General features: G+C 71.3%; 30 protein-coding genes. 15 read left to right on the top strand and 15 right to left on the bottom strand.

The features are described 5' to 3' along the window. Positions 1 to 276 precede the first annotated feature (276 nt). Genes O0235_RS08645 through O0235_RS08625 form a run of 5 tightly spaced genes read left to right on the top strand, consistent with a single transcriptional unit; the run spans position 277 to position 5,937 of the window. The gene (locus tag O0235_RS08645; protein ID WP_270055390.1) at positions 277 to 1,329 is read left to right on the top strand and encodes a ferritin-like domain-containing protein; all 1,053 of its coding nucleotides are present in this window, start codon (positions 277 to 279) and stop codon (positions 1,327 to 1,329) included. A gap of 37 nt (positions 1,330 to 1,366) precedes the next feature. After that, on the top strand, positions 1,367 to 2,575 hold the full coding sequence (locus O0235_RS08640) for a hypothetical protein (RefSeq protein WP_270055389.1): 1,209 nt from the start codon (positions 1,367 to 1,369) through the stop codon (positions 2,573 to 2,575). A 47-nt stretch (positions 2,576 to 2,622) separates the two neighbouring features. Then, the gene (locus O0235_RS08635) at positions 2,623 to 4,122 is read left to right on the top strand and encodes an alkaline phosphatase family protein (protein ID WP_270055388.1); all 1,500 of its coding nucleotides are present in this window, start codon (positions 2,623 to 2,625) and stop codon (positions 4,120 to 4,122) included. Then, the gene (locus O0235_RS08630) at positions 4,115 to 4,972 is read left to right on the top strand and encodes a Gfo/Idh/MocA family protein (RefSeq protein ID WP_270055387.1); all 858 of its coding nucleotides are present in this window, start codon (positions 4,115 to 4,117) and stop codon (positions 4,970 to 4,972) included. Before O0235_RS08635 ends, O0235_RS08630 begins: the two co-directional genes overlap by 8 nt. Further along, the gene (locus O0235_RS08625; protein WP_270055386.1) at positions 4,969 to 5,937 is read left to right on the top strand and encodes a glycosyltransferase family 2 protein; all 969 of its coding nucleotides are present in this window, start codon (positions 4,969 to 4,971) and stop codon (positions 5,935 to 5,937) included. Before O0235_RS08630 ends, O0235_RS08625 begins: the two co-directional genes overlap by 4 nt. Before the next feature lie 14 nt (positions 5,938 to 5,951). Here O0235_RS08625 and O0235_RS08620 read toward each other — a convergent pair whose 3' ends face one another. Next, on the bottom strand, positions 5,952 to 6,425 hold the full coding sequence (locus O0235_RS08620) for a DUF2269 family protein (RefSeq protein ID WP_270055385.1): 474 nt from the start codon (positions 6,423 to 6,425) through the stop codon (positions 5,952 to 5,954). An 84-nt stretch (positions 6,426 to 6,509) separates the two neighbouring features. On the opposite strand from O0235_RS08620, the gene O0235_RS08615 reads away from it, so the two are divergent. Then, the gene (locus O0235_RS08615; protein WP_270055384.1) at positions 6,510 to 7,337 is read left to right on the top strand and encodes an MBL fold metallo-hydrolase; all 828 of its coding nucleotides are present in this window, start codon (positions 6,510 to 6,512) and stop codon (positions 7,335 to 7,337) included. Here the strand turns inward: O0235_RS08615 and O0235_RS08610 are convergent. The 9 genes from O0235_RS08610 to O0235_RS08570 form a co-directional block, all read right to left on the bottom strand. Continuing rightward, complete coding sequence (locus O0235_RS08610; protein WP_270055383.1) at positions 7,334 to 7,849, bottom strand: nitroreductase family protein; 516 nt, start codon at positions 7,847 to 7,849, stop codon at positions 7,334 to 7,336. The two genes, O0235_RS08615 and O0235_RS08610, sit on opposite strands and share 4 nt — an antisense overlap. 77 nt (positions 7,850 to 7,926) lie before the next feature. Then, positions 7,927 to 8,496: a hypothetical protein gene (locus tag O0235_RS08605; protein ID WP_270055382.1), complete on the bottom strand. Its 570-nt coding sequence runs from the start codon at positions 8,494 to 8,496 to the stop codon at positions 7,927 to 7,929. A 5-nt stretch (positions 8,497 to 8,501) separates the two neighbouring features. Then, positions 8,502 to 9,182, bottom strand: a complete 681-nt coding sequence (locus O0235_RS08600; protein ID WP_270055381.1) for an enoyl-CoA hydratase/isomerase family protein — start codon at positions 9,180 to 9,182, stop codon at positions 8,502 to 8,504. A 17-nt stretch (positions 9,183 to 9,199) separates the two neighbouring features. Next, entirely contained in the window at positions 9,200 to 9,442 is a 243-nt protein-coding gene (locus tag O0235_RS08595; protein WP_270055380.1) for a hypothetical protein, read from the bottom strand. A 4-nt stretch (positions 9,443 to 9,446) separates the two neighbouring features. Continuing rightward, complete coding sequence (locus tag O0235_RS08590) at positions 9,447 to 9,698, bottom strand: hypothetical protein (protein WP_270055379.1); 252 nt, start codon at positions 9,696 to 9,698, stop codon at positions 9,447 to 9,449. A 3-nt stretch (positions 9,699 to 9,701) separates the two neighbouring features. After that, the gene (locus O0235_RS08585) at positions 9,702 to 10,334 is read right to left on the bottom strand and encodes an enoyl-CoA hydratase-related protein (protein ID WP_270055378.1); all 633 of its coding nucleotides are present in this window, start codon (positions 10,332 to 10,334) and stop codon (positions 9,702 to 9,704) included. Positions 10,335 to 10,472: 138 nt separating this feature from the next. Beyond that, complete coding sequence (locus tag O0235_RS08580; protein ID WP_270055377.1) at positions 10,473 to 11,027, bottom strand: hypothetical protein; 555 nt, start codon at positions 11,025 to 11,027, stop codon at positions 10,473 to 10,475. Positions 11,028 to 11,110: 83 nt separating this feature from the next. Continuing rightward, positions 11,111 to 12,079 (bottom strand): DUF5667 domain-containing protein, encoded by a 969-nt coding sequence (locus O0235_RS08575; RefSeq protein WP_270055376.1) that lies wholly within the window; start codon positions 12,077 to 12,079, stop codon positions 11,111 to 11,113. Further along, the gene (locus O0235_RS08570) at positions 12,076 to 12,645 is read right to left on the bottom strand and encodes a sigma-70 family RNA polymerase sigma factor (RefSeq protein WP_270055375.1); all 570 of its coding nucleotides are present in this window, start codon (positions 12,643 to 12,645) and stop codon (positions 12,076 to 12,078) included. Before O0235_RS08570 ends, O0235_RS08575 begins: the two co-directional genes overlap by 4 nt. A 165-nt stretch (positions 12,646 to 12,810) precedes the next feature. Between O0235_RS08570 and O0235_RS08565 the strand changes: the two genes are divergently transcribed. From O0235_RS08565 to O0235_RS08545, 5 genes are all read left to right on the top strand, one after another. Then, positions 12,811 to 13,014: a hypothetical protein gene (locus tag O0235_RS08565; RefSeq protein ID WP_270055374.1), complete on the top strand. Its 204-nt coding sequence runs from the start codon at positions 12,811 to 12,813 to the stop codon at positions 13,012 to 13,014. 33 nt (positions 13,015 to 13,047) lie between these two features. Then, complete coding sequence (locus tag O0235_RS08560; protein ID WP_270055373.1) at positions 13,048 to 13,983, top strand: magnesium transporter CorA family protein; 936 nt, start codon at positions 13,048 to 13,050, stop codon at positions 13,981 to 13,983. A gap of 28 nt (positions 13,984 to 14,011) precedes the next feature. Beyond that, positions 14,012 to 15,265: an MgtC/SapB family protein gene (locus O0235_RS08555; RefSeq protein WP_270058049.1), complete on the top strand. Its 1,254-nt coding sequence runs from the start codon at positions 14,012 to 14,014 to the stop codon at positions 15,263 to 15,265. 319 nt (positions 15,266 to 15,584) lie between these two features. Beyond that, complete coding sequence (locus O0235_RS08550) at positions 15,585 to 16,427, top strand: thermonuclease family protein (protein ID WP_270055372.1); 843 nt, start codon at positions 15,585 to 15,587, stop codon at positions 16,425 to 16,427. A 64-nt stretch (positions 16,428 to 16,491) separates the two neighbouring features. After that, the gene (locus O0235_RS08545; protein ID WP_270055371.1) at positions 16,492 to 17,334 is read left to right on the top strand and encodes a class I SAM-dependent methyltransferase; all 843 of its coding nucleotides are present in this window, start codon (positions 16,492 to 16,494) and stop codon (positions 17,332 to 17,334) included. A 36-nt stretch (positions 17,335 to 17,370) separates the two neighbouring features. Here the strand turns inward: O0235_RS08545 and gyrB are convergent, their stop codons facing one another. The 3 genes from gyrB to O0235_RS08530 all read right to left on the bottom strand — a co-directional run bounded on the left by gyrB (position 17,371) and on the right by O0235_RS08530 (position 20,692). Then, a complete protein-coding gene (gene gyrB / locus O0235_RS08540) occupies positions 17,371 to 19,317 on the bottom strand; it encodes a DNA topoisomerase (ATP-hydrolyzing) subunit B (RefSeq protein ID WP_270055370.1) in 1,947 nt (648 codons plus the stop codon). 74 nt (positions 19,318 to 19,391) lie between these two features. Beyond that, complete coding sequence (locus O0235_RS08535) at positions 19,392 to 20,174, bottom strand: hypothetical protein (RefSeq protein ID WP_270055369.1); 783 nt, start codon at positions 20,172 to 20,174, stop codon at positions 19,392 to 19,394. An 83-nt stretch (positions 20,175 to 20,257) separates the two neighbouring features. After that, positions 20,258 to 20,692: a PaaI family thioesterase gene (locus O0235_RS08530; RefSeq protein WP_270055368.1), complete on the bottom strand. Its 435-nt coding sequence runs from the start codon at positions 20,690 to 20,692 to the stop codon at positions 20,258 to 20,260. Between the two features lie 127 nt (positions 20,693 to 20,819). Between O0235_RS08530 and O0235_RS08525 the strand changes: the two genes are divergently transcribed. Both O0235_RS08525 and O0235_RS08520 read left to right on the top strand, forming a co-directional pair. Next, positions 20,820 to 22,124, top strand: coding sequence for a M20/M25/M40 family metallo-hydrolase (locus O0235_RS08525; protein ID WP_270055367.1), 1,305 nt, complete (start codon positions 20,820 to 20,822; stop codon positions 22,122 to 22,124). Positions 22,125 to 22,152: 28 nt separating this feature from the next. After that, entirely contained in the window at positions 22,153 to 23,304 is a 1,152-nt protein-coding gene (locus tag O0235_RS08520) for a beta-galactosidase (protein WP_270055366.1), read from the top strand. Positions 23,305 to 23,314: 10 nt separating this feature from the next. On the opposite strand, the gene O0235_RS08515 is transcribed toward O0235_RS08520, so the two are convergent. Beyond that, positions 23,315 to 23,689: a hypothetical protein gene (locus tag O0235_RS08515; protein WP_270055365.1), complete on the bottom strand. Its 375-nt coding sequence runs from the start codon at positions 23,687 to 23,689 to the stop codon at positions 23,315 to 23,317. Positions 23,690 to 23,883: 194 nt separating this feature from the next. On the opposite strand from O0235_RS08515, the gene O0235_RS08510 reads away from it, so the two are divergent. After that, on the top strand, positions 23,884 to 24,996 hold the full coding sequence (locus O0235_RS08510; protein ID WP_270055364.1) for a GAF domain-containing sensor histidine kinase: 1,113 nt from the start codon (positions 23,884 to 23,886) through the stop codon (positions 24,994 to 24,996). Beyond that, positions 24,993 to 25,667, top strand: a complete 675-nt coding sequence (locus O0235_RS08505; RefSeq protein ID WP_270055363.1) for a response regulator — start codon at positions 24,993 to 24,995, stop codon at positions 25,665 to 25,667. The genes O0235_RS08510 and O0235_RS08505 overlap by 4 nt, the downstream gene beginning before the upstream one ends. A 24-nt stretch (positions 25,668 to 25,691) precedes the next feature. Here the strand turns inward: O0235_RS08505 and O0235_RS08500 are convergent, their stop codons facing one another. Further along, positions 25,692 to 26,156 carry a pyridoxamine 5'-phosphate oxidase family protein gene (locus tag O0235_RS08500; RefSeq protein WP_270055362.1) on the bottom strand — a complete coding sequence of 155 codons (465 nt, stop codon included), beginning with the start codon at positions 26,154 to 26,156 and terminating at the stop codon, positions 25,692 to 25,694. Between the last annotated feature and the right edge of the window lie 42 nt (positions 26,157 to 26,198).

The following is a 26,198-nucleotide window of genomic DNA, read 5'->3' as shown; positions in this document are numbered from 1 at the left end:
GAGAGGCGGGCGGGAGACCAGCATGCGCGCCGGTCGGGAGGACAACGCTGCGGTGCAGGTTCGAACGGGCCGCGTTCCGCCGCCGCGGCGCTAAAGGACGCGCCCCGGTGAGTCCGGGGCGTTCACGACCTCGCGTGGCAGTGCGTCGGGATGGCGCATCGAGGGAAAGGCTAGCAAATCGGAACAGGGGACGCCAGCGGGCGGCGTTTCGCTTGCGGCGAACGTTCTATTGGTGCGATATACTGCGCCAATCACGCACACCCCGGAGGTGCCCCTATGACGTCGCCTGCATTCGTGGACGTCCCCGGGCTGAATTTCGACTGGCTGAACCTGGATACGGAGCAGGGGATGCGCATCCAGGCGGGACGGAAGGGCCTGACGCTGGAGCAGATCAACGCGCTGACGTACGGGAACGCGGAGATCGACGCATCGGGGGCGCCGGTGTTCAAGCCGCGCGGCGCCTGGGCGGACCCGCGGTCGCCGCGGCACGCGCGGCAGTACCGTTCGAAGGCGGACGTCTGGTCGGAGAGCGCGATGCTGCTCTACGAGGAGGCGAATCAGCGGCAGTGGTCGAGCGCGGTGGACATCCCGTGGGAGACGATCCAGCCGCTGCCGGACGACCTGGAGTGGGCGATGTGCACGCTGTGCACGTTCCTCACGCAGGTGGAGTTCATCGCGGGGGACCTGCCGGGGCGGTTCATGGAGCAGGTGCACCCGGACCATTTCGAATCGCAGCTGTTCTTGGGCACGCAGATCATGGATGAAAGCCGGCACCTCGACGTGTTCCGGAAGCGGGCGCTGGTGAACGGCGGGGGGATGGTGGATGCGGGGTTCGGGGCGATCAACCTGCTCTCGGTGGACGATTTCACAGAGATGACGGCGCTGCTGCACCTGGTGGGCGAGGGGTTCGTGCAGACGCTCTTCCGGATGGGCGAGCTCATCGCGCAGAACGAAGCAGAGAAGAAGATCTTCCGCCTGGCGGCGCAGGATGAAAGCCGCCACCTGGCGTTCGGCGTCACGCACATGAAATACGTGATGGATACGGAGCCGTGGCGGAAGGAGGAGATGCACCACTACCTGGACATCCAGGAGGGGGCGCTGGCGCAAAGCCAGCAGGCGAGCCTGACGACGAACCCGACGACGGGCGAGGCGCTCGCCATCCTCGCCGGCGGCGGCATCGAGCATATCGACGAGGGCTACGCGAAGCTGATGCTGATGCGGAAGCGGCAGGTGAACGAGTACATGCACCGGCTCGAAGTGATCGGGCTGGGCGACCGGCGGGAGCGGATGGCGCCGGGCCTGCGCGAATTCCTCGACCCGGTGAACTGAGCCGGCCAGCCACCCCGAGCACACGAAGGACGGAACGATGCAGCTGAGCACCGCGACGAAGATCCGCGCCCGCGACCTGGGCTGGAGCGAGGAGACCATCGCCCGCATCGAGGCCTCGCCGCTGAAGGACGCGACGGTGGCGAACATCACGATGATGCGCATCCCGGAGGAGCGGATGCGGGGGTTCCTCGACCTCGTCGACCGGGACCCGGAGCGCATCCCGAACCTGACGTTCAACTTCATCCGGACGCGTTCGGAGCGGGGCGTCCGCGCGCAGCCCGGCGAGCGGGGCCTGCTGCTGAAGGACATCAACATCGGCACCTACGGACAGGTGCCGGATCACTGGCCGTACGAGAACGACACGCCGCGCGGCTCGCACCCCTCGCCGGACAACTACGCCCCGGGCAGCTACTACATCTATGACAAAGTCGAGGTCTGGGCGGAGGGGGTGGATGAGCTGTACGAGGACGCGATCCGGGACCGGTGGGTCCCGGCGACGGACCTCGACTGGACGAACGGGCTGAGCGAGCTGCCGGCGGAGATCGAGCGGGCCGTGTGCCAGCTGGCGACGCTGTACAGCGGGCACGGGCTGGTGGAGCAGAAGATCATCGCGAAGTGGCTGGAGCCGATCAGCTACGGCTTCCACGACGTGAAGCTGTTCCTCGGGACGCAGATTTACGACGCGGGGCACAAGGTGGAGGCGCTGCGGAAGCGGGCGCTTGCGAACGGCGGCGGGCTGGGGCAGGCGCCACTGGGCGCGCTCTACCGGGCGTGGTACGGGGCGCTGAAGTTCACCGAGATGATCACGGCGCTGGACGTGGTCTACAAGTCGTACGAACTGACGCTGTTCGAGGCATACGCGGACTTTGCGAAGACTGACGTGGAGCGGACGCTGTTCGGCAACCTTGCGCGGGATTCGCGGCGGCACCTGGAGTACGGGAAGCGCCACCTGCTCTGGTACATCCAGCACCACCCGCGGGGCCGGGAGAACGCGAAGTTCTGGCTGGGCCGTGCGGAGGCGGCGCTGAGCATCGAGCTGCGCTACAGCCACCCCGAGCGGGAGGCGCTGGCGCTGCTCTTCGCGGGCGACGTGGAGCGGATCCAGGCAGGCATCGAACGGCTCCGGAAGCTGCGCGAGAAGCAGCTGATGGACTACATCGGGCTGCTGGGCGAGGTGGGGATCGACCGCCTGCCGGACGTGAGCAAGCACCTGATGCAGATCGCGGAGGACCCGCTCGCGGTGTAGGCTTGGAGCGGTCGCTGCGGGGCGGCCGCGGGGGCTGACACCGGGAGATGACAGGTTCGAACCGGCTCGTGCTCGTCGCGCTGGACGCGATGGAGGTCTCGTGGCTGGAGCGGCGGGCGGCGGGCGGCGACCTCCCGAACCTGGCGGCGTTCATGCGGGAGAGCGCGGGGTTCCGCGTCCGCGGGCCCTGGGAGCTGCTCCACGGAAGCGTGTGGCCGACGTTCGCCTCCGGGGTCAACCCCGGCAGACACGGCCGGTATGCGTGGCTGCAGTGGCTGGGAGAAGAGGGGCGGTACGTGCGGGCTTCGCACCCGGCGCTGGCGTTCGAGCCGTTCTGGCGGGGGCTCGCCGCCGCCGGCGTGCGGTCGACGGTGGTCGACGTGCCGTATGTGCCGCTGGTCCGGGAGCCGGCCGCGGAGCAGGTCATCGGGTGGGGGACGGAGGACGAGGTTGAGCGGGAGAGCTGGCCGCCGGGGCTCCTGCGGGACATCCGGAGGGAGTTCGGGCGGCACCCGCTGGGGCTGGACACGCTCGAGTCGCTGTCGGGACAGGAGCGGGCTGCGATGGCGCGCGAACTTGCGCGCGGCGTGGCGATGCGGGCGCGGCTGCTCGAGCGGCTGGCCGGGGACCCAGCGCGCAGGTTCGCGGTCGTGCTGTTCGGCGAAACGCACAAGGCGGGGCACTACCTCGCGGAGGCGTGCGAGGTCGTGCCGGGGGTGACGAATCTCGACCTGGTCGCCCGGGTGCTCCGTCCGCTCGACGAGGCTTGGCCGCGGGTGCTCCAGGCTGCTGGCGAGGGGACGACTGTGGCGCTGTTCGCGCTGCACGGGATGCGGCACCAGGTGGATTTCAGCGAACTCGGGGTGCAGGTGCTCGCGCTGGCGCTGGGGAAGGAGCCGGCTGCAGCGGTGCCGCGGGCCGACCTGCTTCGCCGGCTGCGCGACGCCATCCCGGACCGGGTCCACAGGTTCGCCTGGAACCGGCTGCCGGCGCGGGTGCGGGCTGCGCGGCAGGCACAGCTCGATGGACGGGTCAGCGCGGCAGGCAGGGAGCCGGTCTTCCGGGTGACCCACGACATCGACCTGGCGCTGCGGCTGAACCTCGCGGGCCGTGAGCGCGACGGCAGCATCTCCCCGGCCGAAGGGGAGGCGCTGCTCGCGCGCGTCGAGGCAGCGGCAGCCGGCGTTCGCACCGGAGCGGGCGAGCCGGTGTACCGGGAGCTCTGGCGGACGGCCGAGCACTTCAGCGGGCCGCGCGCGCACCGGCTGCCGGATGCGCTGCTGGTGGGGAGCCCGGAGCTGGTGCGGGTGACGGAAGCGTTCGATGCGGCGGGGCGGCGGCTGGTGAACCCGATGCAGGAGCGGCGGAACGGGGTGCATACGGGGCGGGGCTTTTGCTACGTGCGGCCCGGTACCGGCGTTGGACTGGACGGGCGGGCGGAGATCGACGCGCGGGACTTCGCGCCGACGGCGTATGCGGTGCTCGGGGTGCCCGCGCCGCCGGGATTCGAAGGGAAGCCGTTCGCGGGGTGCGCGGCAGGTGGCTGAAGGCCGCATTCGCATCGGCGTCGCGGGCGCGGGGCGCGCCTTCGAACGGCTCTACCGGCCGGCGCTGCGGATGGTGCCGGCGCTGGAGCTCGCGGCCGTCGCAGACCCCCGGCCGGTGGAGGTCGATGGCGTCCGGCGGTGGCCGTCGCTGGAGGCGATGCTCGCGGCGGAGCCGCTGCAGGGCGTGCTGGTGCTGACGCCGCCGGCCTTCAACGGGGCTTTGGTTGCGGGGTCGCTGACGGCCGGGCTGCACGTGCTGTGCGAGAAGCCGGCAGCGGTGCGCCCGGCGGAGCTGGCGGACTGGCCGGCGGAGGGGCTGCACCGGTTTTCCGGGGCGTACACGCGGCGGGCGTGGCCGGCGCACCTGCGCGCGCGGCGGCGGGGCGGGAGGGCGTGGACCTTCGAACTCGAGACGAACGCCGCGGCGTGGGGCGCGGCGACGTGCGAAACGGTCTCACGCGACCTGCTGCCGCACGCGATCGACCTCGCGGAATGGGTGACGGGCGGGCGCATCGCGAGGGTGCGCGGGGTACGGGGTGACGGGCGGGCGCTCAGCGGCGTCTTCGAGCTGGAGGACGGCGCGGAGTTCCGGTGGCGGGTGGCCCATGGGGACCGCTATCGCGAACGGCTGGCCTGCGCGGGGCGGACCGCGGCCCGCCGGCCCGGCCGGCTGCACTGGCTGGAACGGTTCCAAACGCCGCGCGACGTCGCCGGGGTGCGGGAGGTGCTGCGGGCCTGGGCGCGCTTCGTCGCGGGGGGCGAACGGCCGGCGCTGCTGGCGGATGCGGCGACGGTGCGGCGGCACGCGGCGATCCTCGAAACGGTCGAACGGGAAGCGCACGGGGCATGAGCGCACGGACGGTCAGCGTCATCGTTCCGGTGAAGGACGACCCGCGGATTGCGGCGTGCCTCGCTTCATTGCGGGCGGACCGGCCGCCGGGGCTTGAGGTGGAGGTCATCGTCATCGACAACGGGTCCGCGCCGGGGTTCTCGGCCTGGCTCGAGGGCGCTGCCCGGGGCGATGGAGTGACGCTGCTGCGGGTTCCGGAGCCGGGCGTGTACGCGGCGCGGAACCGGGGAGTCGAGGCGGCGCGCGGCGACGCGGTGTTCTTCACCGACGCGGACTGCGTGGTGCGGCCGGGCTGGTTCGCGGCCGGGCTGGCGATGCTGGAGCGCGGGTTCGACCTCGCGCAGGGGTTTTCCGGGGCGCTGACGGGCGGGCGGACGGCGCAGCTGATCCAGGCGCGGTACGCGGCGCGGTTCCGGCGGCTGCGGGCCGGTTCGCCGACGGAGACGGACACACGGAACCTCGCGGTGCGGCGCGCGGTATTCGACCGGCTGCGCTTCAACGAAGCGTACCGGCGGGTGGGGGATACGGAGTTCGGGCTGCGGGCCGAGGCGGCGGGCTTCCGGGTGGGGTATGCGCCGGCGATGCGGGTGGAGCACGCGCACGACGAGGACCTGCGGGTGTTCGCGGCGAAGCAGTTCTGCCACGGCTGGGGCGCGCAGCGGCTGATGACGGAGACGCCGGGGCTGCCGTGGCGAGGGGCGCAGCTGCGGCGGTGGGAGCGGCACGGCGGGCGGATTCGCCGGCTGCCGGGGCGGCGGGCGCTCAGCCGGGGGCTGGCGCGGGGCGCGCTGCTGGCCGCAGGGGCGCTGGACCGGGCCGGCGAACGGCTGCCGTGGCCGGCGGCGTATGCGGCGGCAGCGGCGATCGACAAGGCGGCGCTGCTGGCCGGGCACCTGGCCTTCGAGCCGGGCGACCCGGAGCCGTCGCCGTCGGGGGTGCTGGGGCGGCGGCTGGCGCGCGATTAGCGGGCCGGGGCGGTTCAGGCGCCGGGCTTGGCGATCATCAGCCAGAGGAAGACGAGCCACAGCAGGGTGAGCGCGATGCCCGCGAGGCGGGCGCCGCCGTCGTTCAGCTTATCGCGGAGCTCAGCGGTGACGGGGCCGTTGCCGAGCGTGACGGCGACGTCGCGGGCAGCTTTGACCTTGCGGAGGTAGAAGCCGTGGTCGAGCGCGAGGGCGAGGATGATGAGGGTGTAGGCGGTGGAGATCCAGGCGTCGCCGAAGGAGTAGCCGGCTTCGTTCACGAGGAGCGAGCCGAAGACGATGGCGAGGATCGCCCCGATGGAGGTGACGATGCGCTCGGAGCGGAGCTGGAGGTCGAGCAGGGTGACGACGGTGTTGGCGGCAGTCGCGCGCCCGGCTGCGATGGCTGCGCCGGTGGTGAGGCCGGTGGCGGCGAGCAGGAAGAAGACACCGAGCAGGTGACCGAAGAGATACCACTCCTGGGTGGACACGCGTTCCTCCTCGAGGGATTCCGGGGCGAACGGTACCCTGCCGGGGGGATGGTTGTCACGATCGCAGGGCGGTAGGCTTGGGGCGTGCGCATCCAGTTCCTCGGCAGCGGGGCGGGCACGGACACGCCGCACCGGGCAGGGTCGTCGATCCTGCTGACGGGCGGGGGCGAATCGGTGCTGCTGGATTGCGGGCCGCGGGCGTACGACCGGCTGGTGATGGCGGGGGTTTCGCCGGCGAGCATTTCGCGCATCTTCCTGAGCCACCTCCACCCGGACCACGTGCTGGGGCTGGCGAGCTTCGTGCAGGCGATGACCTTCCCGTACGGGCACCTGCCGCTGGAAATCCAAGGGCCGCCCGGGACGGCGGCCTACGCGCGCCAGGCGGTCGGGACGGCGGCGCTGGTGACGGGGATGCCGGGCCGGGGCTGGGGCGAGCCGCTGGAGGTGCCGGTCGTCGAAATCCCGCCGGGCGACGTGCGGGAGGCGGGGCCGTTCACGGTGCGGACCGAGCAGGTGCCCCATGCGCCGAACCTCGTCTGCGAGGCGCGGCGGTTCGAAGCCGAGGGGAAGGCGGTGGTCTACAGCGGCGATACGACGGAGGCAGCGGAGGTGATGGTGCCGCTGGCGGAGGGCGCGGCGGCGCTCATCCACGAGTGCTATTCGCTGGCGGGCATCGCGCGGTGGACGGCGGCGTTCGACGAGCGGCGGGCCGCGGCGGTCCGGCGGGCGTTCGAACAGACGCACGCGGAAGTGGCGTACGTGGCGCGGGTGGCGAAGGAGGCGGGCGCGAAGCTGCTGGTGCTGACGCACCTGAACCCGGGCGAACGGGCGGACGAGCTGCTGGACACGGCGCGGGCGCATTACAGCGGGCCGGTGGTGATTGCGAGCGACGGGCTGAGCCTGGCGGTCTAAGCGGTCTCGGGGCGGTGGGCGCCCCACTGCTCCCAGGAGACGAGTTCATCGAGGGGGAGCCGCTGGCGGCCCTGGCTGAGCGGGTGCTTGAGATCGGGGTAGCCCATGGCGAGGACGGTGGCGACGGTGCAGTCGGCGGGAACGCCGAGGACGGCTCGGGCGCACTCCTGGCGGTGCATGGAGACGGGGCAGCTGGCGATGCCCTCGGCCCAGGCGGCGACCATGAGGTTCTGGGCGGCGCGGCCGGCATCGAAGGGGCCGCCGCCGGGGAGGAGGACGACCGCGATGGCGAGGGGGGCGGCCTTGAGGTGGTCGGCGTAGTCGCCGCAGCCGGCGAGGGCGGCGCGCCGCTCGGGCGCCTGGACGACGATCATGCGGACGGGCTGGGAGTTCTTGGAGCTGCCGGCCATCCGGCCGGCCTGCAGGACGCGGGTGAGCACATCCGGCGGCACGGGGTCGGGGAGGTAGTGGCGGGTGTCGCGCTTGGTGATGATGGCGCGGTAGGCGTCCATGGCGGGCCTCCGGGCGGAGGAGCTGAGGCGTGGGGGAATCCTACCGGATTGGGCGGAGGGCCGCAGTGCGACCGGGATCAGCACTCCCGCGGGACGGCGGTGCGGGCGCCCTCGCGGCTGGAGCACTGGCGCTCGCTGACGTTGACGATGAGGTAGCCGGCAGGGTCGATGGACGTCGGGTAGCGGTCGAGGTTCGGGCCGTCGGCGTCGAGGCGGACGCCGGTGAAGTCGTAGAGGGCGCCGTTGCAATCTTCGCGGAAGAGGAGGGTGGAGCCGCGGGCGGCGCTGCTCATGCGCTCTTTGTAGCGGTCGACGAGGCCGGGGAGGGCGGGGTCGGCGGAGGGGACAGGGTGGACGCGGCAGCGGCGGGCGGGGTTGGCGCGGTTGGCGGCATCGAGGTCGGCGAGGGCGAGGAAGCTGCCGTCGAGCAGGCGGGCGACGTAGAGGTTGCGCTGGCTGACGTACTGGACGGTGCCGGGGGCGTAGGCCTCGGCGAGTTCGAGGCGGATATCGCCGGTATCGGCGCCGGACTCCCAGTAGACGACGAGGCAGGAGCCGATGCCGAAGAGGAAGACGAGGACGGCGAGCGCGGTGAAGCAGCCGAGGAAGACGGGCGGCCGCGGCGAGGGGAGGTCGTCGTGCTCCATTGCGATCAGGGTAGCGGCGCCGGCGATTCGCCGGTGTCGGCGGCGCCGAGGAGGCGCAGTCGGCGGGCACGGGCAGCCGCCGGGTCGGCGAGGGCGCGTTCGATGGCGGCCTCCACGGCGGCGTCGAGGCCGGCGGGCGGGACGACAGCATCGACGATGCCCCAGCGGAGGGCATCGGCCGCGCCGATCGGTTCGCCGGTGAGGATCAGGTGGGCGGCGACGGCCGGCGGGGCGATGCGGGGGAGCATCTGGGTGCCGCCGGCGCTGGGGATGTAGGCGAGGGTGACCTCGGGGAGGGCGAGGCGGGCGTCGCCGCTGGCGATGCGGAGGTCGCAGAAGAGGGGGAGTTCGAGGCCGGCGCCGTAGCAGTAGCCGTGCATGCGGGCGATAGTGACGCAGGGGTGCGTGAGGAGCTGCCACCAGATGTCGCGGTCGTGGCGGGCGCGGCGGGCGGCCATGATGGACGGGGCAGTGCCGAACTCGGAGATGTCGGCGCCGGCGCTGAAGCAGGGACCTTCGCCGCGGAAGAGGATGACGCGGACCTCCGGGATGGCGGCGGCGGCGCCGAGGTACTCCCAGAGGAGGTCGCGCATCTGGAGATTGATGGCGTTGCGGCGCTCGGGGCGGTCGAGGGTGATGACGGCGACGCCGCGGTCATCGACGGCGAAGCGGACGGGTTCGGCCACGGCGGGCGCCCCGGGGGCTATTCGAGCCAGTCGGGCTTTCGGATTTGGCTGCGCTGGCGGCGGGCCATCTGCTGGGCGAAGTCTTCGTTGACCTTCTGGACGAGCTCGAGCATGTCGTCGCGGCCGGGGCGCATCTGCTTCGATCGCCAGTTCTTGAGCATGGCGCGGTCCTTGTCGGAGAGGCCGGCTTCGTCGGCGATGCGGTTGACGATGACGGTGAGGAGCTCGTTGACCTCTTCTTCGTTGAATTTGATGTCCACGGGGCTACCTCCGCACCGTTTCGTACCAGCCCTTGCTCTTGACGCGGCGGGTGAACTGGGCGTCGAGGTGGGCGTTGAGGGCTTTGTTGAGGGCCTCGGTGAGGTCGGCGAGGAGGGGGGAGCCTTCGCCGCGCTCGGAGCGCCAGCGGCGGATGGCTTCCTTGCCCTCGTCGGAGAGGTCGGCGTTATCGACCGCGACGGCGCTGATGAGCATCATGAGGGACCAGGCTTCGGGCTCGTCGAGCAACACGATCATCGGTCATTCACCTGTGAAGCTGGGGGTCCGTTTTTCGAGGAAGGCGCGGACACCTTCGGCCCGATCTTTGGTGGTTTGGAGGAGCATGGTCAAATCGGTCTCGAACCGCAAGGCCTGCTCGATCGGCTGCGGGAGGCCGCGCCAGACGGCTTCTTTGGCGAGTTCGAGGGCGATGGGGCCGCGGGCGAGGAGGACGCCGGCGAGACGGCGGGCCTCGGCTTCGGCGGCGCCTGGGGCCCGGAGGGCGGTGACGAGGCCAGCGTCGAAAAGTTCCTGCGCTGCGAGCCGCTCGCCGGCGGCGAGGCGGGGCGCAAGCGCCGGGGCGAGGAGGGCGGCGCGCTCGGACCACCCGGCTGGACCCCGGAAGGCCGCGCTTTCGGCGGCGACGCGGATGTCGGCGGCGAGGGCGAGGTCGAGCGCTGCGCCGGCGAGGTCGCGTTCGAACCAGGCGATGACGGGCAGGCGCCCGAGGACGAGGCGGCGGAGCGCGGCCGCGGGAGGGCAGGGCGCGCCGGCGAAGCGGTCGGCGGCGATGATGACGACGCGCGTGTCCCCGGGGAGGCGGTCGAGGGCGTCATCGAGCCAGGCGGCATCGGCGCCGGGCGGGGGCGGGGGGAGGTCGGCGAATGCGGGCATGGGAATTCGGAGTATAGCGGGAAGCGGGAAGCGGGAAATGCGAGGAGGGAGGAGGGAGAAGACAGGAGGGAAGGTGGTGGCGACCTTCAACCTTCAACCTCCAACCTTTAACCTCCGGGGCGGCCCGGGAGGGGCGGCTTACTGGAAGGCGATGCCGGTGAGGGTGTGGAGCCACTGCTCCTGGGGGATGCTGGTTGAGGCGAGGGCAGGGTAGCCCGAGTCATCGAGGTAGACGACGGTGCCGGCGGCGATATCGGCGGCGGGGTAGCGGATGACGCCGTAGCGGAGGTTGTCCATCCGGGTGCCCTGGATGGTGACGACCGCGCCGTCGGGTGCGGAGGCGCGCTTCGCGAGTTCGGCGAGGGGGACGCCGGTGTACTGCTTGCCGCCGACCGAGATGGTCGCGGTGGGGAGGGCGCGGAACTCCTCGCGGGTGGGGGTGAACTGGTTCGACCCGGCGACGACCTGGAGGACGGGGACGTCATCGGGGAGCGGGGTCGGGGTGGGGAGCGGCCGGTCCGGGGGCACGGGCTGCTCGAGGCCCTGGGCGACTTCGGTGCGGCGGGCGTCGGCTTCGCTGACGGTGGGGGTCGGGGAGGCGTCGGCGGAGTTCGCGTCATCCTTGCCGCCGCAGGCGGCGATGGCGGCAGGGGCGAGGAGGAGCAGGGCTGCGGCGAGGCGCAGTCGAAGCATGGGGTTTCTCCGTGGCGTCCTGGGGGTGAGATGGAGGGTAGGGAGGGGAGCCCGGAGGGGCAATCGGGAGGTCAAGCGCGGGTTCAGGGCCGCGGTGAGGGGGACGGTTCCGGGGTGGCGGTGTCCGCTTCTGCGGGCTGCGTCGTCGCCGCCGGCGCCGGGGTGGCGGTCTCGGCAGGCGGGGCCGTGGGCGAGGGCTCGGCCGTCGCCGTGGCGGAGGGCGAGGGCTCGGCGGTCGGCGTGGGCGACGGGACTGGCGCTGCGGTCGGTTCGGGCGTGGCGAGCGGGGTCACCGGGCCGAGCGCGGCGGTGACGGCGTCGTCGATGGCGGCCGCTGCAGCGGCGACCTTCTCGGGGTCGACATCGGGCCGGCTGCGGGCCTGCGAGATGACGGTGCTGCTTTGCTCGGCGAGGCTCTTGACGCGCGCCTTCTGGACGTCGGTGAGGCCGCCCTGCTTCTCGGCGAGGTCGGCGATGGCGCGGAGTTCGCGCTGGAGGCTTTCGAGGGAGGCGACGAGGTTGTCGTTGCGGGCGGCGAGCTGCTGGAGCTCGTAGACGCGGGCTTCGGCCTGCCGGAGCTGGACATCGATGCGGCCGTCGCCGCGGGAGAGGGTGTATTCGAGCCGTTCGTTGGCGAGCTTGAAGGCGTAGTTCCAGTCGCCGGGAACGGCGTCGCCGGCGGTGACGAAGCCGAGGGCGAGGACGCCGACGGCGGCCGCGCCGGAGAGGACGGCGATGCTGGCGGCCGCGGTGCGGACGGGCGAGTAGCCGGGCACGGGGAGGAAGAGCGGCTCGGCCGGGGTAGTGGGTTCGGCGGCGCGGGCGAGGAATTTCGCCTTGAGGGAGGCTTCGAAGTAGTAGCTGGCGGGTTCGGCGGCGTAGGCGTCGGTGATGGCGGCGGTCACGCGGAGCATGCCGGCGAGCCAGTCGGCGTCGTCGGGGAAGAGGGAGAGGACGAAATCCGGCTCGAGCCCGTCATCGATGAGGGCCTGGGCTTCGGCGAGGATTTCGGCCTGGGAGCCAGCCTTGCGTTCGAACAGGCGGCGGATCATTGCGGGGGCACCATGGTCTGGAGTTTGGCGATGGCTTTGTGCTGGAGGACTTTCACGTTGTTTTCGGTTTTGCCGAGGACCCGGGCGGTTTCGGCGACGGAGAGGCCGGCACCGAAGCGGAGTTCGATGACCTGCCGCTGGGCTTCGGGGAGCTTTGCGGCGGCGGCCCGGACGACTTCGAGGGCGAGGGCGGTGTGCACTTCCTCGGTGTGGTCGGGGGCCGGGTCGGGAATCGATTCCGTGAGCGGCGCTACCTGGGAGCGGACTTTGCGGCGGCGGACGAAGGTGACGACTTCGTTCCGTGCGATGCGGAAGACCCACGCGCCGAAGGGAAGGCCCCGGAAGGTGAAGGTGCGGAGGTTTTCGATGACCCGGAGGAAGATTTCCGTGGTCACGTCCTCGGCGTCTTCGGTGGTGGGGAGGCGGCTGGCGACGTAGCGGTAGACGCGGGGAAAGTAGTGGTCGTAGATGAGCGACAGGGCTTCCCGGTCTCCCTGCTGGGCCGCTTCGACGACTGCCTGTTCGTCGAATTCGGGTGCCAGTTCGTCGATCGCCGTCTCTGCCATCCAGCCCCCTGGGCCGCGCCGGGTACGGGCTACCGAGCGTCCTCCTTTCGAGCATACTCAGGCCGTTCGCCTGTGCACTAGAGATAACGCGGTGGGCCCGGGAAGGTTAATGGCGCGGGGCACGGGCGAGGTGACGCGAGCGGGCGGCTGCGCGACACTGGCAGCATGGTGAATCCGCGGCTGATCACGGCGCTGGCGATGCCGCTGTTCATGGTCGCGGGGGCGCTCGCCGTCTGGCTTTCGCGCGGCCAGGACGAGGATTCGCGCCCGAAGTGGCGGGACGATTCGCTCGACGACTGGTACCGGGAGCGGGAGGCGAAGGCGGAGGAGGAGCGCCGCCGGCGGCAGGAACGGGGCGACGACGAGTAACGCGCAGCGCGCGCGGTTTCGTACCATGCGCGCGTGCGAACGTGGACGTGCGTCGATGGCGCGTGGCGCGAGGGCGAGCTGGAGGGCGGCCCGCGCTGGTACGACCTGACGGGGGCGGACCGGGAGGCGCTGCTGGAGCTGGCTGAGCGGTACGGACTCCATCCGCTGGCAGTCGAGGATTGCCTTTCGCCGTACCTGCATACGCCGAAGATCGACGACTTCGGAAGCTACCTGTTCGTGGTGGCGCTGGCGATGAAGCCGGGGACGGTCGAGCCGGTGCTGGAGGAGCTCGACGTCTTCCTCGGGCGGGAGTTCCTGATCACCTACCGGGATGACCCGGCGACGGCGCCCGAGGTCGACGGGGTGGCGCGGGCGATTGCGCAAGGGCTCGCGCTGCGCCCGGGGACGGACGGGCTGTTCTACGAGGTGCTGGACCGGGTGGTGGACAGCTACCTGCCGCGGGTGTCGGCGATGAGCGAGGAGCTGGATGCGCTGGCGGACCTCATCCTCGAAGGGGACCGGAACGGGGGCATCAGCCAGCGGGTGCTGGAGGCGCGGCGGGCGGCGGGGACGGTGCGGCGGACGATGGCGCCGCTGCTGGCGGTCGTCCTGCGGTTCGGCCGGGGAGAGTTCGAGCTGGTGCAGCAGGGGAACGTGATCTACTTCCGGGACGTGTATGACCACCTGCTGCGGGTGGACCTCGCGCTCGAGGAGCTGCGGGAGGACGCGGAAGTGGCGCTGAGCACCTACCTGAGCACGCTGAACAACAAGATGAACGAGGTGATGAAGGTGCTGGCGGTGGTCGGCGCGCTGGCGCTGCCGGCGACGGTGATCACCGGGATTTTCGGCACGAACTTCGATTCGATCCCGGGGCTGCACAGCAACTACGGCTTTGCGGTGATGATGGCGGCGATGGCGGCGATGGCGGGTTCGATGGCGCTCTTTTTCCACCGGCGCGGCTGGTTCTGATGGCCGGGCTGGAGCGCGGCGCGTGACCATGGACGGCTTCGCGTTCGACCGGGAGGGGCTGCGGCTGGCCATCGCGCTGGGCATCGGGCTGCTGCTCGGGGCGGAGCGGGAGCGGCACAAGGGGGAAGGGCCGACGCGGGGGGCGGCGGGCATCCGGACCTTCGCGCTGGTGGCGCTGGCGGGCGGCATCGCGATGGCGGTGGGCGGCGGCGTGGTGCTCGCGGCGGCGCTCGGGTTCGTGGCCCTGGCGGTGCTGGCAGCGTACGTGCTGGGCGACCGGACAGACCCGGGGCTGACCACGGAGGTGGCGGTCGTGGTGGCCTTCCTGCTCGGGGCGCTGGCGCAGCGCGAGCCGCAGCTGGCGGCCGGGCTCGCCGTGGTGGTGACGATTCTGCTGGCGGCGCGGGAGCGGCTCCACCAGCTGGTGTCGCGGGCGCTGACGGAGCAGGAGGTGCACGACGGGCTGCTGTTCGCCGGGGCGGCGCTGGTGGTGCTGCCGCTCGTGCCGGATGAGCGCATCGGGCCGTACGGGGTGTTCAACCCGTTCGCCATCTGGCGGCTGGTCGTGATCGTGATGGCGATCGGGGGCGCGGGCTACGTCGCAGTGCGGCTCCTGGGGGCGCGGGTCGGGCTGCCGCTCTCCGGGCTGGCGGCGGGCTTCGTTTCGAGCTCGGCCACGATCGCGGCGATGGGGGCGAAGGCGCGGGCAACGCCGGGCCTGCGCACCCCGGCGGTCGCGGCGGCGGTCTTTTCGACGGTGGCGACCGTGGTGCAGATGGTGGTGGTGGTCGGCGCGACGGACCGGCGGACGCTGGGGGAGCTGTGGCCGGCGATGGCGCTGGCAGGGGTGGCGGCGGTGGCCTACGGCGCGGTCTTCGGGCTGCGGGCGCTGCGCGACGAGGCGGCAGACCACCACGAGCCGGGCGGCCGGGCGTTCGAACCGAAGACGGCGGTGGTGTTCGCGTCAACGGTGACGGTCATCCTGTTCGTCTCGGCGGCGCTGAACGACTGGCTGGGGAGCCGCGGCGTGCTGATCTCGGCGGCGGTGGCCGGCTTCGCGGATACGCACTCGGCGGCGATCGCGGTGGCGGGGCTGGCGGCGGCGGGCCGGCTCGAGCCGGCGGATGCGGTGGTGCCGATCCTCTCGGCGTTCTCGACGAATTCGGTGACGAAGATGGTGCTGGCGGCGGCGACGGGCGGGAAGGGGTTCGCGGCGGAGGTTTGGCCGGGCGTCATCGCGACGGCGGCCCTCGCGTGGGCGGGGTGGGGGCTCGGGGGGTAGGAGTTGGGAGATGGGAGATGGGAGTTGGGAGTTTGGAGTTTGGAGGCGGGAGACGGGAGGCGAGAAGCGGGAAGCGGGAGCCGGGGTGTGCTTCGACGTCGGCCCGTCAATGTCTCTCGTCTCCCATCTCGGGTCTCCCGTCTCCCTTCTCCCTCCTCCCTTATCCCCGACGACGGGTGACGCGGGGATGTGATAGGAAATGGGGCATGAAGCGGAAGCTGCTCTTCGGGGCGGCGGGACTGGTCGCGGCGTTGGGGCTGCTGGCGGGTTGCCGGGCGGCGGCGCAGCAGGGGGCACAGCGCCCCGGGCGTACGCGCCGATGCTGGCGGCCGATTCGGCGCCGACGCAGGCCGCGCCGGCGAACCTGGTCTCCTGCGTCGTCACGAACGTCGTTGATGGCGACACCATCGACGTGGGGAGCTGCGCGGATGCGGGCCGGGTGCGCTTCATCCTCGTCGATGCGCCGGAACTCTCCGGCGGGGCCCGCTGCTTCAGCAAGGAGGCGACGGACTACGTGGCGGCGCGGCTGCTCGGCCGGGTGGTCGGGCTGGAGCGGGACGTTTCGAACGTTGACCGGTTCGGCCGCTACCTGCGGTACGCATGGATCGACGGCGAGCTGTTCAACGAGCGGATGGTGCGCGACGGGTACGCGGCACTGGCCGTCTACCCGCCGGACGTGAAGTACCGGGACCGTATCGCGGCGGCCGAGGCGGAGGCGAAGGCGGCGAACCGCGGCCTCTGGGGCGCCTGCGGCGGGCTGAACGCGCCGGCGACGCCGACGCTCTCCAGCGGCGTCCCGACGGCAACGCCGACCCGCACGCCGACGCCCCCGGCGACGCCGACCCCGGGCGGGAGCTGCGCGGCGGCGACGGCACGGATCGTGTCGCTGAACAAGGCGGCCGAGGTGGTGGTCATCGAGGGGAGCGGCAACCTGACCGGCTGGTATCTCATCAGCGAGCGCGGAAACCAGCGGTTCGATTTCCCGCAGGGGTTCGTGCTGAACGGCCGCGTGGAGGTGTGGAGCGGCGTGCCGCAGTTCGCGAACACGGCGACGCGGCTCTGGTGGAGCGACCAGAACCTCTGGAACAACACGCAGGACGATGACGCGCTGCTGTACGACTGCACGGGTCGGCTGGTGCAGCGGTTCGACGACGGCGACTGAGGCGATTGAAACGACGTCTCATCCCGGCTAGGGTAGGAGGGACGTTGTCCGCTGGAGGTCCGGGATGCCGATGAACGTGCTGCGTCCGACCGAGGAGGAGGCGCTGGCCGCGTGGGCGGCGCTGGTGGCGGCTGATGCCGCGCAGGTTGCGCGGGTGCGGGAGCCGGAGCCGCCGGCGGACCACTACGGGGCGATTGCGCACCGCTTCCGGCCGGGGGCGCTGGAATCGCTGGAATGGCCGGTGCTGGACGCGCTCATCGCGCCGGGGGAGACGGTGCTGGACATCGGGGCGGGCGGCGGCCGGTTCGCGGTGCCGCTGGCGAAGAAAGGCTGCCGGGTCGTCGCCATCGAACCGAGCGAGGCGATGCGGCGGACGCTCGCAGGGGCGGCAGACGAGGCCGGGGTGGAGGTCGAGGTGCACAGCGTGCGCTGGCCGGCGGCCGACTGGCGCATCGATGCGGACGTCAGCCTCGCGGCGCACGCCTGCTACGACATCGCGGAGATCGGGCCGTTCCTCGATGCGATGGAGCGGCACACGCGGCGGCTGTGCATCGGGGTGTTCGCGCAGTTCGGGCGGGGCGCAGCGCTGGCGCCGCTGTTCGAAGCGGTGCACGGCGAGCCGATGCAGACGCTGCCGGCGCTGAAGGAGTTCACGGCGCTGCTGGGGGCGCGCAACCGGCGCTTCGAAGTGCGGACGGTGAGCAAGGGGGTGGAGGAGGAGCTGACGGACCGGGAGGAGGCGTTCGAGCTGGCGCGGCGGATGCTGTGGCTGGCGCCGGGCGGCGCGAAGGAGCAGCGGATGCGGGAGCTGATGGAGGCGTGGTGGGGCCGGCCGGAGGGGATCGCGCTGCCGGCGCAGCGGCGGTTCATCGGCATCGTGAGCTGGGAGCCGCCGCGGCGGGACTGAGCGCGGCGCGCGCCCGCGACCGGCTGCGCGGCAGCGTCAGATGTCGAGGTTGCGGACCTGGCTGGCGTTCGCCTGGATGAACCTGCGGCGGTGGGAGACGTCGTCGCCCATGAGTTCGTAAAAGAGGGCGTCGGCCGTGGCCGCGTCGTGGATGGTGACCTGCAGCAGGGTGCGGTTGGCGGGGTTCATGGTGGTTTCCCAGAGCTGTTCGGCGTTCATTTCGCCGAGGCCCTTGAACCGCTGGACGTTGAGGTTCGCCCGCCGGTTCTGCTTCCGGTACTCCTCGAGCTGCTGGTCGGTGTAGAAGTAGCGGACCTCTTTGCCGTGCTGGGCGCGGTAGAGCGGGGGCTGGGCGATGTAGAGGTGGCCGTTCTCGATGAGCTCGGGCATGTTGCGGAAGAAGAAGGTGAGGAGGAGGGTGCGGATGTGGGCGCCGTCGACGTCGGCGTCCGTCATGATGATGATCTTGTGGTAGCGGAGCTTCGCGAGGTCGAAGGTTTCGCGGATGCCGGTGCCGAGGGCGGAGATGATGAGGCGGATGGCCTCGTGGCCGAGCATCTTATCGGGCCGGGCTTTTTCGACGTTGAGGATCTTGCCGAAGAGGGGGAGGATGGCCTGGTAGCGGCGGTCGCGGCCCTGCTTGGCTGAGCCGCCGGCGGAGTCGCCCTCGACGATGAAGAGCTCGGACTCTTCGGGGTCGCGGGAGGAGCAGTCGGCGAGCTTGCCGGGGAGGGCGCCGCTTTCGAGGGCGCTCTTGCGCTGGACGAGGTCGCGCGCTTTTCGGGCGGCTTCGCGGGCGCGGCTGGCGATGAGGCACTTTTCGATGATGCGGCGGCCCTCGGAGGGGTGCTCTTCGAGGTAGACGGCGAGGGCTTCGCCGACGACAGCCTGCACCTGGCCGGCGACTTCCTGGTTGCCGAGGCGCGTCTTGGTCTGGCCTTCGAACTGGGGTTCGGGGAGTTTGACGGAGATGACGGCGACGAGGCCTTCGCGGACGTCGTCGCCGGTGAGGTTGGGGTCGTTTTCCTTGAGGATTTTCTGCTTGCGGGCGTAGTCGTTGAGGACGCGGGTGAGCGCCTGGCGGAAGCCGGTGAGGTGGGAGCCGCCGTCGATGGTGTTGATGGAGTTGGCGAAGGTGTAGACGGTTTCGTTGAAGCCGTCGTTGTACTGGATGGCGCACTCGATGAGGTTGCCGTCGACGTCGCGCTCGACGTAGATGGGGTCGGGGTTGAGGGCTTCGCGGTCGCGGTTGACGTAGCGGACGAAGCTCTTGATGCCGCCTTCGAAGTAGTAGTTGACCTCCTGGTCGGTGCGCTCGTCGAGGAGGCGGAACCAGACCTTCTTGGTGAGGAAGGCGTACATGCGGAGGCGTTCGGCTTCGATGCGGAATTCGAAGTCGACGCTTTCGAAGATGGCGGGGTCGGGCTTGAAGGAGACGGTGGTGCCGTGGCCGCGGGCGGGGTCTTCGAGGGGCCGCGGGGTGAGTTCGGTCAGGGGGCGGCCGCGCTGGTACTCCTGGCGGTAGACGCGGCCGGCCTTGTCGGGGCCCTGGGCGGCCGGGTCGGGGACGACTTCGACCCACATGGCTTCGCTGAGGGCGTTGACGACGGAGGCGCCGACGCCGTGGAGGCCGCCGGAGACTTTGTAGCCGCCGCCGCCGAATTTGCCGCCGGCGTGGAGGACGGTCATGACGGTTTCGACGGCGGACTTGCCGGTCTGTTTCTGGATGTCGACGGGAATGCCGCGGCCGTTGTCTTTGACGGTGCACCAGCCGTCGGCGTGGAAGATGACTTCGATACGGTCGCAGTAGCCGGCCATGGCTTCGTCGACGGCGTTGTCGACGAGCTCTTTGACGAGGTGGTGGAGGCCGGCCTTATCGGTGGTGCCGATGTACATGCCGGGCCGCTTGCGGACGGCTTCGAGGCCTTCGAGGACCTGGATGTTTTCAGCGGTATAGGTCGAGGTAGTCGCCTGGGTAGCCATCAGCGGGGGAAAGCCTCGCGGGGTGCGAGCCGGCGGGGGCGGCGGCCCGAAATTCGTTCGCTCACCTGCACATTTTAGCAGGGTTGCGGCTTCGGGGCGAGTTCAGGCGTGTCGGGTGACGGCGCTGCGCTCCGCTTCGATGACCTCGATGAGAAAGGCGGCGTGGCGCTCGACGGACTCGGCTTCGTAGCTGCCGCCGAAGTGGAAGCCGTCGGGCGCCAGCTCCGGCGTTTCGCCGCTGAGGTAGAGGGGCGCGCCGGCCCGGCGTAGGCGAAGTGGAGGTCGCGCGCGAGCCGTTCGAGGGCGGCGACGACGGCGGCCTGGCGGCGCTGCTCGGCGGCTGCCTGCGCGCGGGTGACGGACCAGCGGGAGCGGCCGAACGGGCCCCAGACGGCGAGGACGACGCCTTCCTGTCGGAGGATGCGGCGGATGGAGGCTTCGATGCGTGGGAGGACTTCCTCGGGCTCGAAGTGGTAATCGCCGCCGACGGTCCGGAGCAGGAGGTTGCGGGCAAGCCGGAACGGGCGGGACGGGCCGATGACGGGGTTGGCGGCGGCATCGAGGCCGAGCCGGGCGAGGCGGTCGCCGAGCGGGCCGAGCTTCCGGCGGAGGCGGAGCGGGACGCTCGGGTAGTTGAACCAGAAGGGGTTGATGCCGAGCCAGACGATGTCGGGGCGCTCTTCGTCGAGCCATTTGCCGACGATGGCGGGCATCCGATCGTTCGGCCAGGCGGTCTTGACGACCATTTCGACCGGTTCGCCGAAGCGGGCTTCGAGGACGCTGGCGATGAGGGCGGGGCGGCTGGTCGTTGCGCCCGGCGTCACATCGTTGCTGTTGGTGATGCGCAGGACCTTCAACTGGCCGCGGCTCCTGGCGAGAGATTCGCCAGCCAACCGGGGCTGCCTGGCGCCCGTATCGTAGGCGGGGCGGGTGGTGCGGGCTAGGCGCGGGGCCAGAGGACGGCCTGGGTGCAGCGGAAGACGGCGATGGTGCGGCCGGTTTCGAGGTGGGTGACGTCGGCATCCCAGACCTGGGTGGTGCGGCCGCCGTGGAGCATGCTCGCGCGGGCGGCGATGACGCCGTCGGTGGCGGTGCCGAGGAAGTTGGCCTTCAGTTCGATGGTGGTGAAGCCGGCGGCGCCTTCGGGCAGGTTGGCGGAGCAGCCGTAGCCGCAGAGCGTATCGGCGAGGGCGATGACGGTCGCGGCGTGGAGGAAGCCGTTGGGCGCGAGGAGGTCCGGGCGCACCGGAAGGCGCCCTTCGGCGAAGCGCTCGCCGATGGCCGTCACCTCGAGGCCGACGAGGCCGGGAAGCCGGCCCTGCGAGCGGGCGTTCCAGTCGGCGGCGCTGGCGCGGTCGCGGGCGGCATCGGGCATCGGACGGTCCCTCCCGGGAAGGCGGTGGCGCGTATGATGCCGAAGTTCGTTGCATGATGCAACTCAGTTGCCGCCGGGCGGGCCCCCGGGGGAGAATCCGGCTCCACCCCGGGGCTGGAGGAGCAAGATGGCAATCGACTGGCCGGCCGTGCACCGCGAGGCGCTCGACATCTTCGCGCGCTACCTGCAGATCGACACGACGAATCCGCCGGGCAACGAGAAACCGGCCGCGCGCTTCCTCGGGGCGATTTGCGAGGCCGAGGGCATCCCGGTCGAGTACATCGAGACGGCGCCGAACCGGGAGGTGCTGGTGGCGCGCCTGCGGGGCGACGGTTCGAAGCGGCCGATCATGCTCTGCAACCACACGGACGTGGTGCCGGTCGAGGAGCAGTACTGGTCGGTGCCGGCGTTCGCGGGGCTGGTGCAGGACGGGCGGGTGTACGGCCGGGGGGCGGTCGACATGAAGGGCTGCGGGGTGATGCAGCTGATGGCGCTCCTCCTGCTGAAACGCGAGGGGGTGCCGCTGCGGCGGGACGTCGTCTTCTGCGCAGTGCCGGACGAGGAGGCGGGGAGCGACTACGGGATGGCGTGGCTTTGCGAGCACCGGCCGGACGTGGTGGATGTGGAGTACGAGCTGAGCGAGGGGGCGGCGGGAACGACGCGGTTCGGGCGGCAGGAGACGCGGCTCTTCAGCGTGGCGACGAACGAGAAGGACATCTGCTGGCTGAAGCTGACCGCCGTCGGGCGGCCGGGCCACGGCAGCGTGCCGCACGCGGACAACTCGGCGGTCTACCTCGTCCGGGCGCTGCAGCGGCTGACGGACTGGGAGCGGCCGCTCATCTTCACGCCCGACACGGAGGCGTACCTCGACCGGCTGGCCGAGGCCGGATTGATGCCGCCGCGCTCGGACCGGAAGGCGGTGGAGGAGCGGATTCGCCGTTCGCCGGAGCTGCTGGCGATGTTCCAGAACACGCTCAACCTGACGATGCTGAACGCGGGCATCAAGGCGAACGTCATCCCGGCGCGGAGCGAGGCGGTGATCGACTGCCGCCTCCTGCCGGGGCAGTCGAAGCGGGAGTGGATTCGGCAGGTGCGCGAGCGGATCGGCGACGAGCGGGTGGAGGTGGAGCTGCTCTCGCCCGACCACGGCGAACCGGCGGCGGTGCCATGGGATACCGAGCTGTTTCGGACGATCACGTCGGTGGTGAAAGAAGCGATGGAGGATGCGGTGGTGGTGCCGGGGATGACGATCGGCGGGACGGACAACCGGTTCCTGCGGGAGCGGGGCATCCCGGCGTACGGGTTCATCCCGTGCCTCCTTTCGCCGGAGGAGCGGCGCGGCTTCCACGGGAACGACGAGTTCCTGACCGTGGAGAACCTGAACCTCGGCTGCGAGCTGATGTACGAGATCGTGCGGCGGATGGTGAGCTAACGGCGGAGCCGGGCGAGAATGGAAGGCGATGGGGCACCGGCGGCGCTGGCAGGCGGCAGGCATCGCCGGGGGAGCGTTGGCGGCGCTCGCCCTGCTCATCGGCCAGCTCTGGCTCACGCTCCATCTGCAATGGTCGAACCGGGAGCCGCCGGCAAACTCCGCCATCGGCTTCAACTTCAGCTGCGACCAGGCGGAGTACCTGCTGCTGGAGGAGCCCGGCGCCGGCCCGGACGGCCACGCTGACGACGGGCGGCCGGGCCGGGCGGCATGGTGCGGGGCGGTGCTGGCGCGGCTCATCGACCTGACGGGCGCGCGGCTCGTCCGCCTCAGCGTCAACTGGGACGAGGTGGAGCCGCGGGAGGGGGAGTTCGACTTCTCGGTCATCGAGGCGCAGCTGGATGCCGTGCGGGCGGCCGGCGCGACGGCGAACGTCTCGGTCGGGATGAAGGCGCAGCGGCACCCGGAGTTCTACATCCCGGCGTGGGCGCTCGAAGGCGTGGCGCTGCGCGACGGGATGGTGCTCTCGGACGAGCCGGCGCTGCGGGCGCGCGCGCTTCGGATGGTCGCTGCGGTGACGGCGCGGCTGGCCGGGCGGCCGGAGATCGATTCGTGGACGGCGGAGAACGAGGGGTACATCGCCTCGCACCGGGCGCGGAACTGGTCGCTTGGGCGCGACTACGTGGCGGAGGTGGCCGCGGCCATCCGCGCGAACGACCCGCTGGGGCGGCCGGTGGCGATCAACCATGCGCAGCACTACGTGATGGACCGGCGGTGGAAGGCGGCGCTCGCCGATGCGGACGTGCTGGCGCAGAGCCTCTATCCGCGGCGGAACTACGTCCTCGCGGGCCGGCATGTCGTCATCGACATCCTGCAGATCGGCTGGCTGATGCCGAACTACGCCTACCAGGCGCGCACAGCCCGGGCGGCGGGCAAGCAGTTCTGGGTGACGGAGCTGCAGGCGGAGCCGTGGACGGACGGCGACGCGCGCCTCATCAGCCCGGCGAACCCGTCGAAGAACCTCTCGCCCGCGACGATGCTGAAGAACGTGGACTACGCGCGGCGGACGGGGGCGGAGCGGGTCTACCTCTGGGGCGCGGAATGGTGGCTCTACCAGCTGGAGCGGTTCGGCGACGGGCGGTGGTTCGACGCGGCGCGGGAGGCCGTCGCCGGCGGCGGCTGAGCGGGGCGCGTCAGGCGGAGCGGCAGCGGTGGTCCGGGACGCGGGCGCGGGCGAGGCTCTGGCCGATGGCCCGGACGAGGTCGATGCCGTCGATGAGCATCGGGATATAGGCGGCAGCCCCGGCGCGTTCATACCGCTCGCGCTCCTCGGGCCGGGGGATGGCGGCGAGGATGATGACGGCGGCGCCGGCGCGGGTGAGTTCGTGGGCGCGCTCCGGGGGACAGTCGGCCGGGGTGGAGACGACGACGTCGCCGGGCTGGATGTTGGCGAAATCGAGGTCGCCCGCGGCGTGTTCGCGGAGCTCGGGGGCGCGTTCGAGGCGGGCGACGAGGGCGCGGCGCAGGGCGCCGTCCGCCGAGACGACGTGGATAGGGGTGCCCTCCATAGGGTCAGTTTCGAAAAGGGCCGGCGGGGCGGGTCAGGGCCGTTCGGGCCAACGGGCCGGGCCAAGCGGCCCGAAGCGCGAACCGGAGGGCGGCAGAGGTTGCGGGGGTAAGGAATGCGTTACCATTCGGCCTAATGGGGACTGCAGCGAATGGGCCGGCCACAGGGCCCGGGAGCTTCGAGCGCCTTTCGGAGATGGCCGTCACGAGCGAACTCCTCGCCTCGAGCGAGGACCTCTCGGACATCCTGCACCGGCTGGCGGAGCGGGCGCGGGAAGTGACGGGCGCGGAGTACGCGGCGATCTCGACGTTCGATGAGGAGGGCGTCCTGACCCGGTTCATCTATGCGGGGATCAGCGACGAGCAGGCGCGGCGGCTGGGCGACCCGCCGAAAGGGCGGGGGCTCCTCGGACACCTGGCGACGTGCGAGCGGCCGCTGCGGCTCGATGACCTGCGGGCGAGCCCGCACTTCACGGGCTGGCCGGCGGGCCACCCGGATATGACGCGCTTCCTCGGGGTGCCGATCCGGGCCGGCGGACGGACGATCGGGTCGCTGTACATGGCGCGGGGCGCCGATGCGCCGCCATTCACGGCGGAGGACGAGGTGGCGGCGGCGGTGCTGTCGCTGCAGGCGGCGGTGAGCGTTGCGTACGCGCTGGCGCGGGAGCGGCGGGGCCGGATTTTCCTGCTGGAGGAGCGGGAGCGGATCGCGCACGACCTGCACGACGGGACGATCCAGGCGCTCTATGCGCTGGGGCTCGAGTGCGATGCGATGGCGAACCAGGCAGATTACCCCGCCGAGGCGCGGGAGGCGCTGGCGAACGCGGTGAGCCGGATCAACGAGATCATCGCGGACATCCGGAGCTACATCACGATGCTCGAGGCGGGCACGCCGGTCGAGCAGCCGGAGCTGACGCGCGACCTGGCGTTCGTCATCCGCCAGCTGGTTCCTTCGAGCATCGCGACGGTGGTCAACATCTCGGCGGCGGCGCTGCAGGAGCTGACGACGCGCGAATCGGAGGACCTGCTCTACATCGCGCGGGAGGCCCTTTCGAACGCCGTGCGGCACGGGGCGCCGACGAAGATCGCGGTCGACCTGCGGCAGACGAACGACGCGACGGTGCTGACCATCCAGGACAACGGCGTCGGCTTCGACGAGGCGACCACGCGACGGGGGCTGGGCACGATCACGATGCGGACGCGCGCCGAGCGGCTGGGCGCGGAGCTGACCATCATCCCCATCCCCGGGATGGGGACCACGGTGCGGGTCGCGATCCCGCGGCACCGCGGCGACGAGGAGGAGCTATGACGGCGACGGCAGACGGCACGATCCACGTCCTGCTGGCGGACGACCACGACCTGGTCCGGCAGGGGCTGAAGGCGGCGCTGCGGGGGTATCCCGAGTTCTCGGTGGTCGGGGAGGCGCGCAACGGGATGGAGGCGGTGCGGGAGGCGAAGAAGACGAACCCGGACCTGGTGGTGATGGACGTGCGGATGCCGAAGCTGAACGGCATCGAGGCCTGCCGGGAGATCCGCTCGGCGGTGCCGGGAGCGAACGTGCTGATGCTCACTTCCTACAGCGATGAGGAGGCGGTGATGCAGGCGATCGTCGCCGGGGCGAGCGGCTTCCTGCTCAAGGACGTGCAGACGAACGACCTGATCGCGGCGATGCGGGTCGTCGGCCGGGGCGGGAAGACGCTCGACCCGGCGAGCTCGGCGGCGGTGATCGAGCAGATCCGGCGGGGGAACATCGTCACCGAGGAGGACCGGCTGGCCGCCCAGCTGACCGAGCGGGAGCTGAAGATCCTCGACCTCATCGCGGAGGGGCTGACGAACCGGGAGATCGGCGAGCAGCTGTACCTCTCGGAAAAGACGGTGAAGCACCACGTGAGCGACATCCTGAGCAAGCTCGGGATGACGCGGCGGGTCGAGGCGGCAGGCTTCGCCATCCGGCGGGCAGCGCGGCGGCCGCAGCAGTAGGCGGGCGGCGCGCCCGGGAGCGGCCTAGTAGCGGCCGCCGAGCTTCGCGTGGTCCCAGGAGTAGATGTCGACGGGGCGGACGCGCACGGTGACGCGCTTGGAGGCGACTTTGAGGGCGGCCTCCGGCGTCTCCATCGGCGCGGGGATGCCGTTGTACTTCTCGCCGACGAGGCCCATCACGCGGGCGGTGAAGGGCGTGTCTTCGATAATCTCGGCTTCGCCTTCGATGACGAGGCCCTTGAGCTCGTGGTAGAGCTTCCCGGATTCGAGCATGACGGTGATTTTCGGGTTGCGGCGGAGGTTGAGGACCTTCTGGCTCTTGGCGAAGGTGGTGAAGTGGATGAGCCCGTCGATGACGACGTACCACATGGCGACGAGGTGGGGGTAGCCCTTCGGGCCGATGGAGGCGACCTGGAGGGTCCAGCCTTCGTTGAGGAACTGCTCCTGCTCTTCGGGGGTGAGGGCGATTTCGGCGCGGCGGCTGGGCATCGGGGCGTGCCTCCGGGGGTGTAGAGTGTGCGCGGCCCAGTA

This window comes from Tepidiforma flava, assembly GCF_027594505.1.
Lineage (GTDB): Bacteria > Chloroflexota > Dehalococcoidia > Tepidiformales > Tepidiformaceae > Tepidiforma > Tepidiforma flava.
Note: the sequence above shows the minus strand (reverse complement) of the source record. Positions and strands in the feature narration are given on the sequence as shown.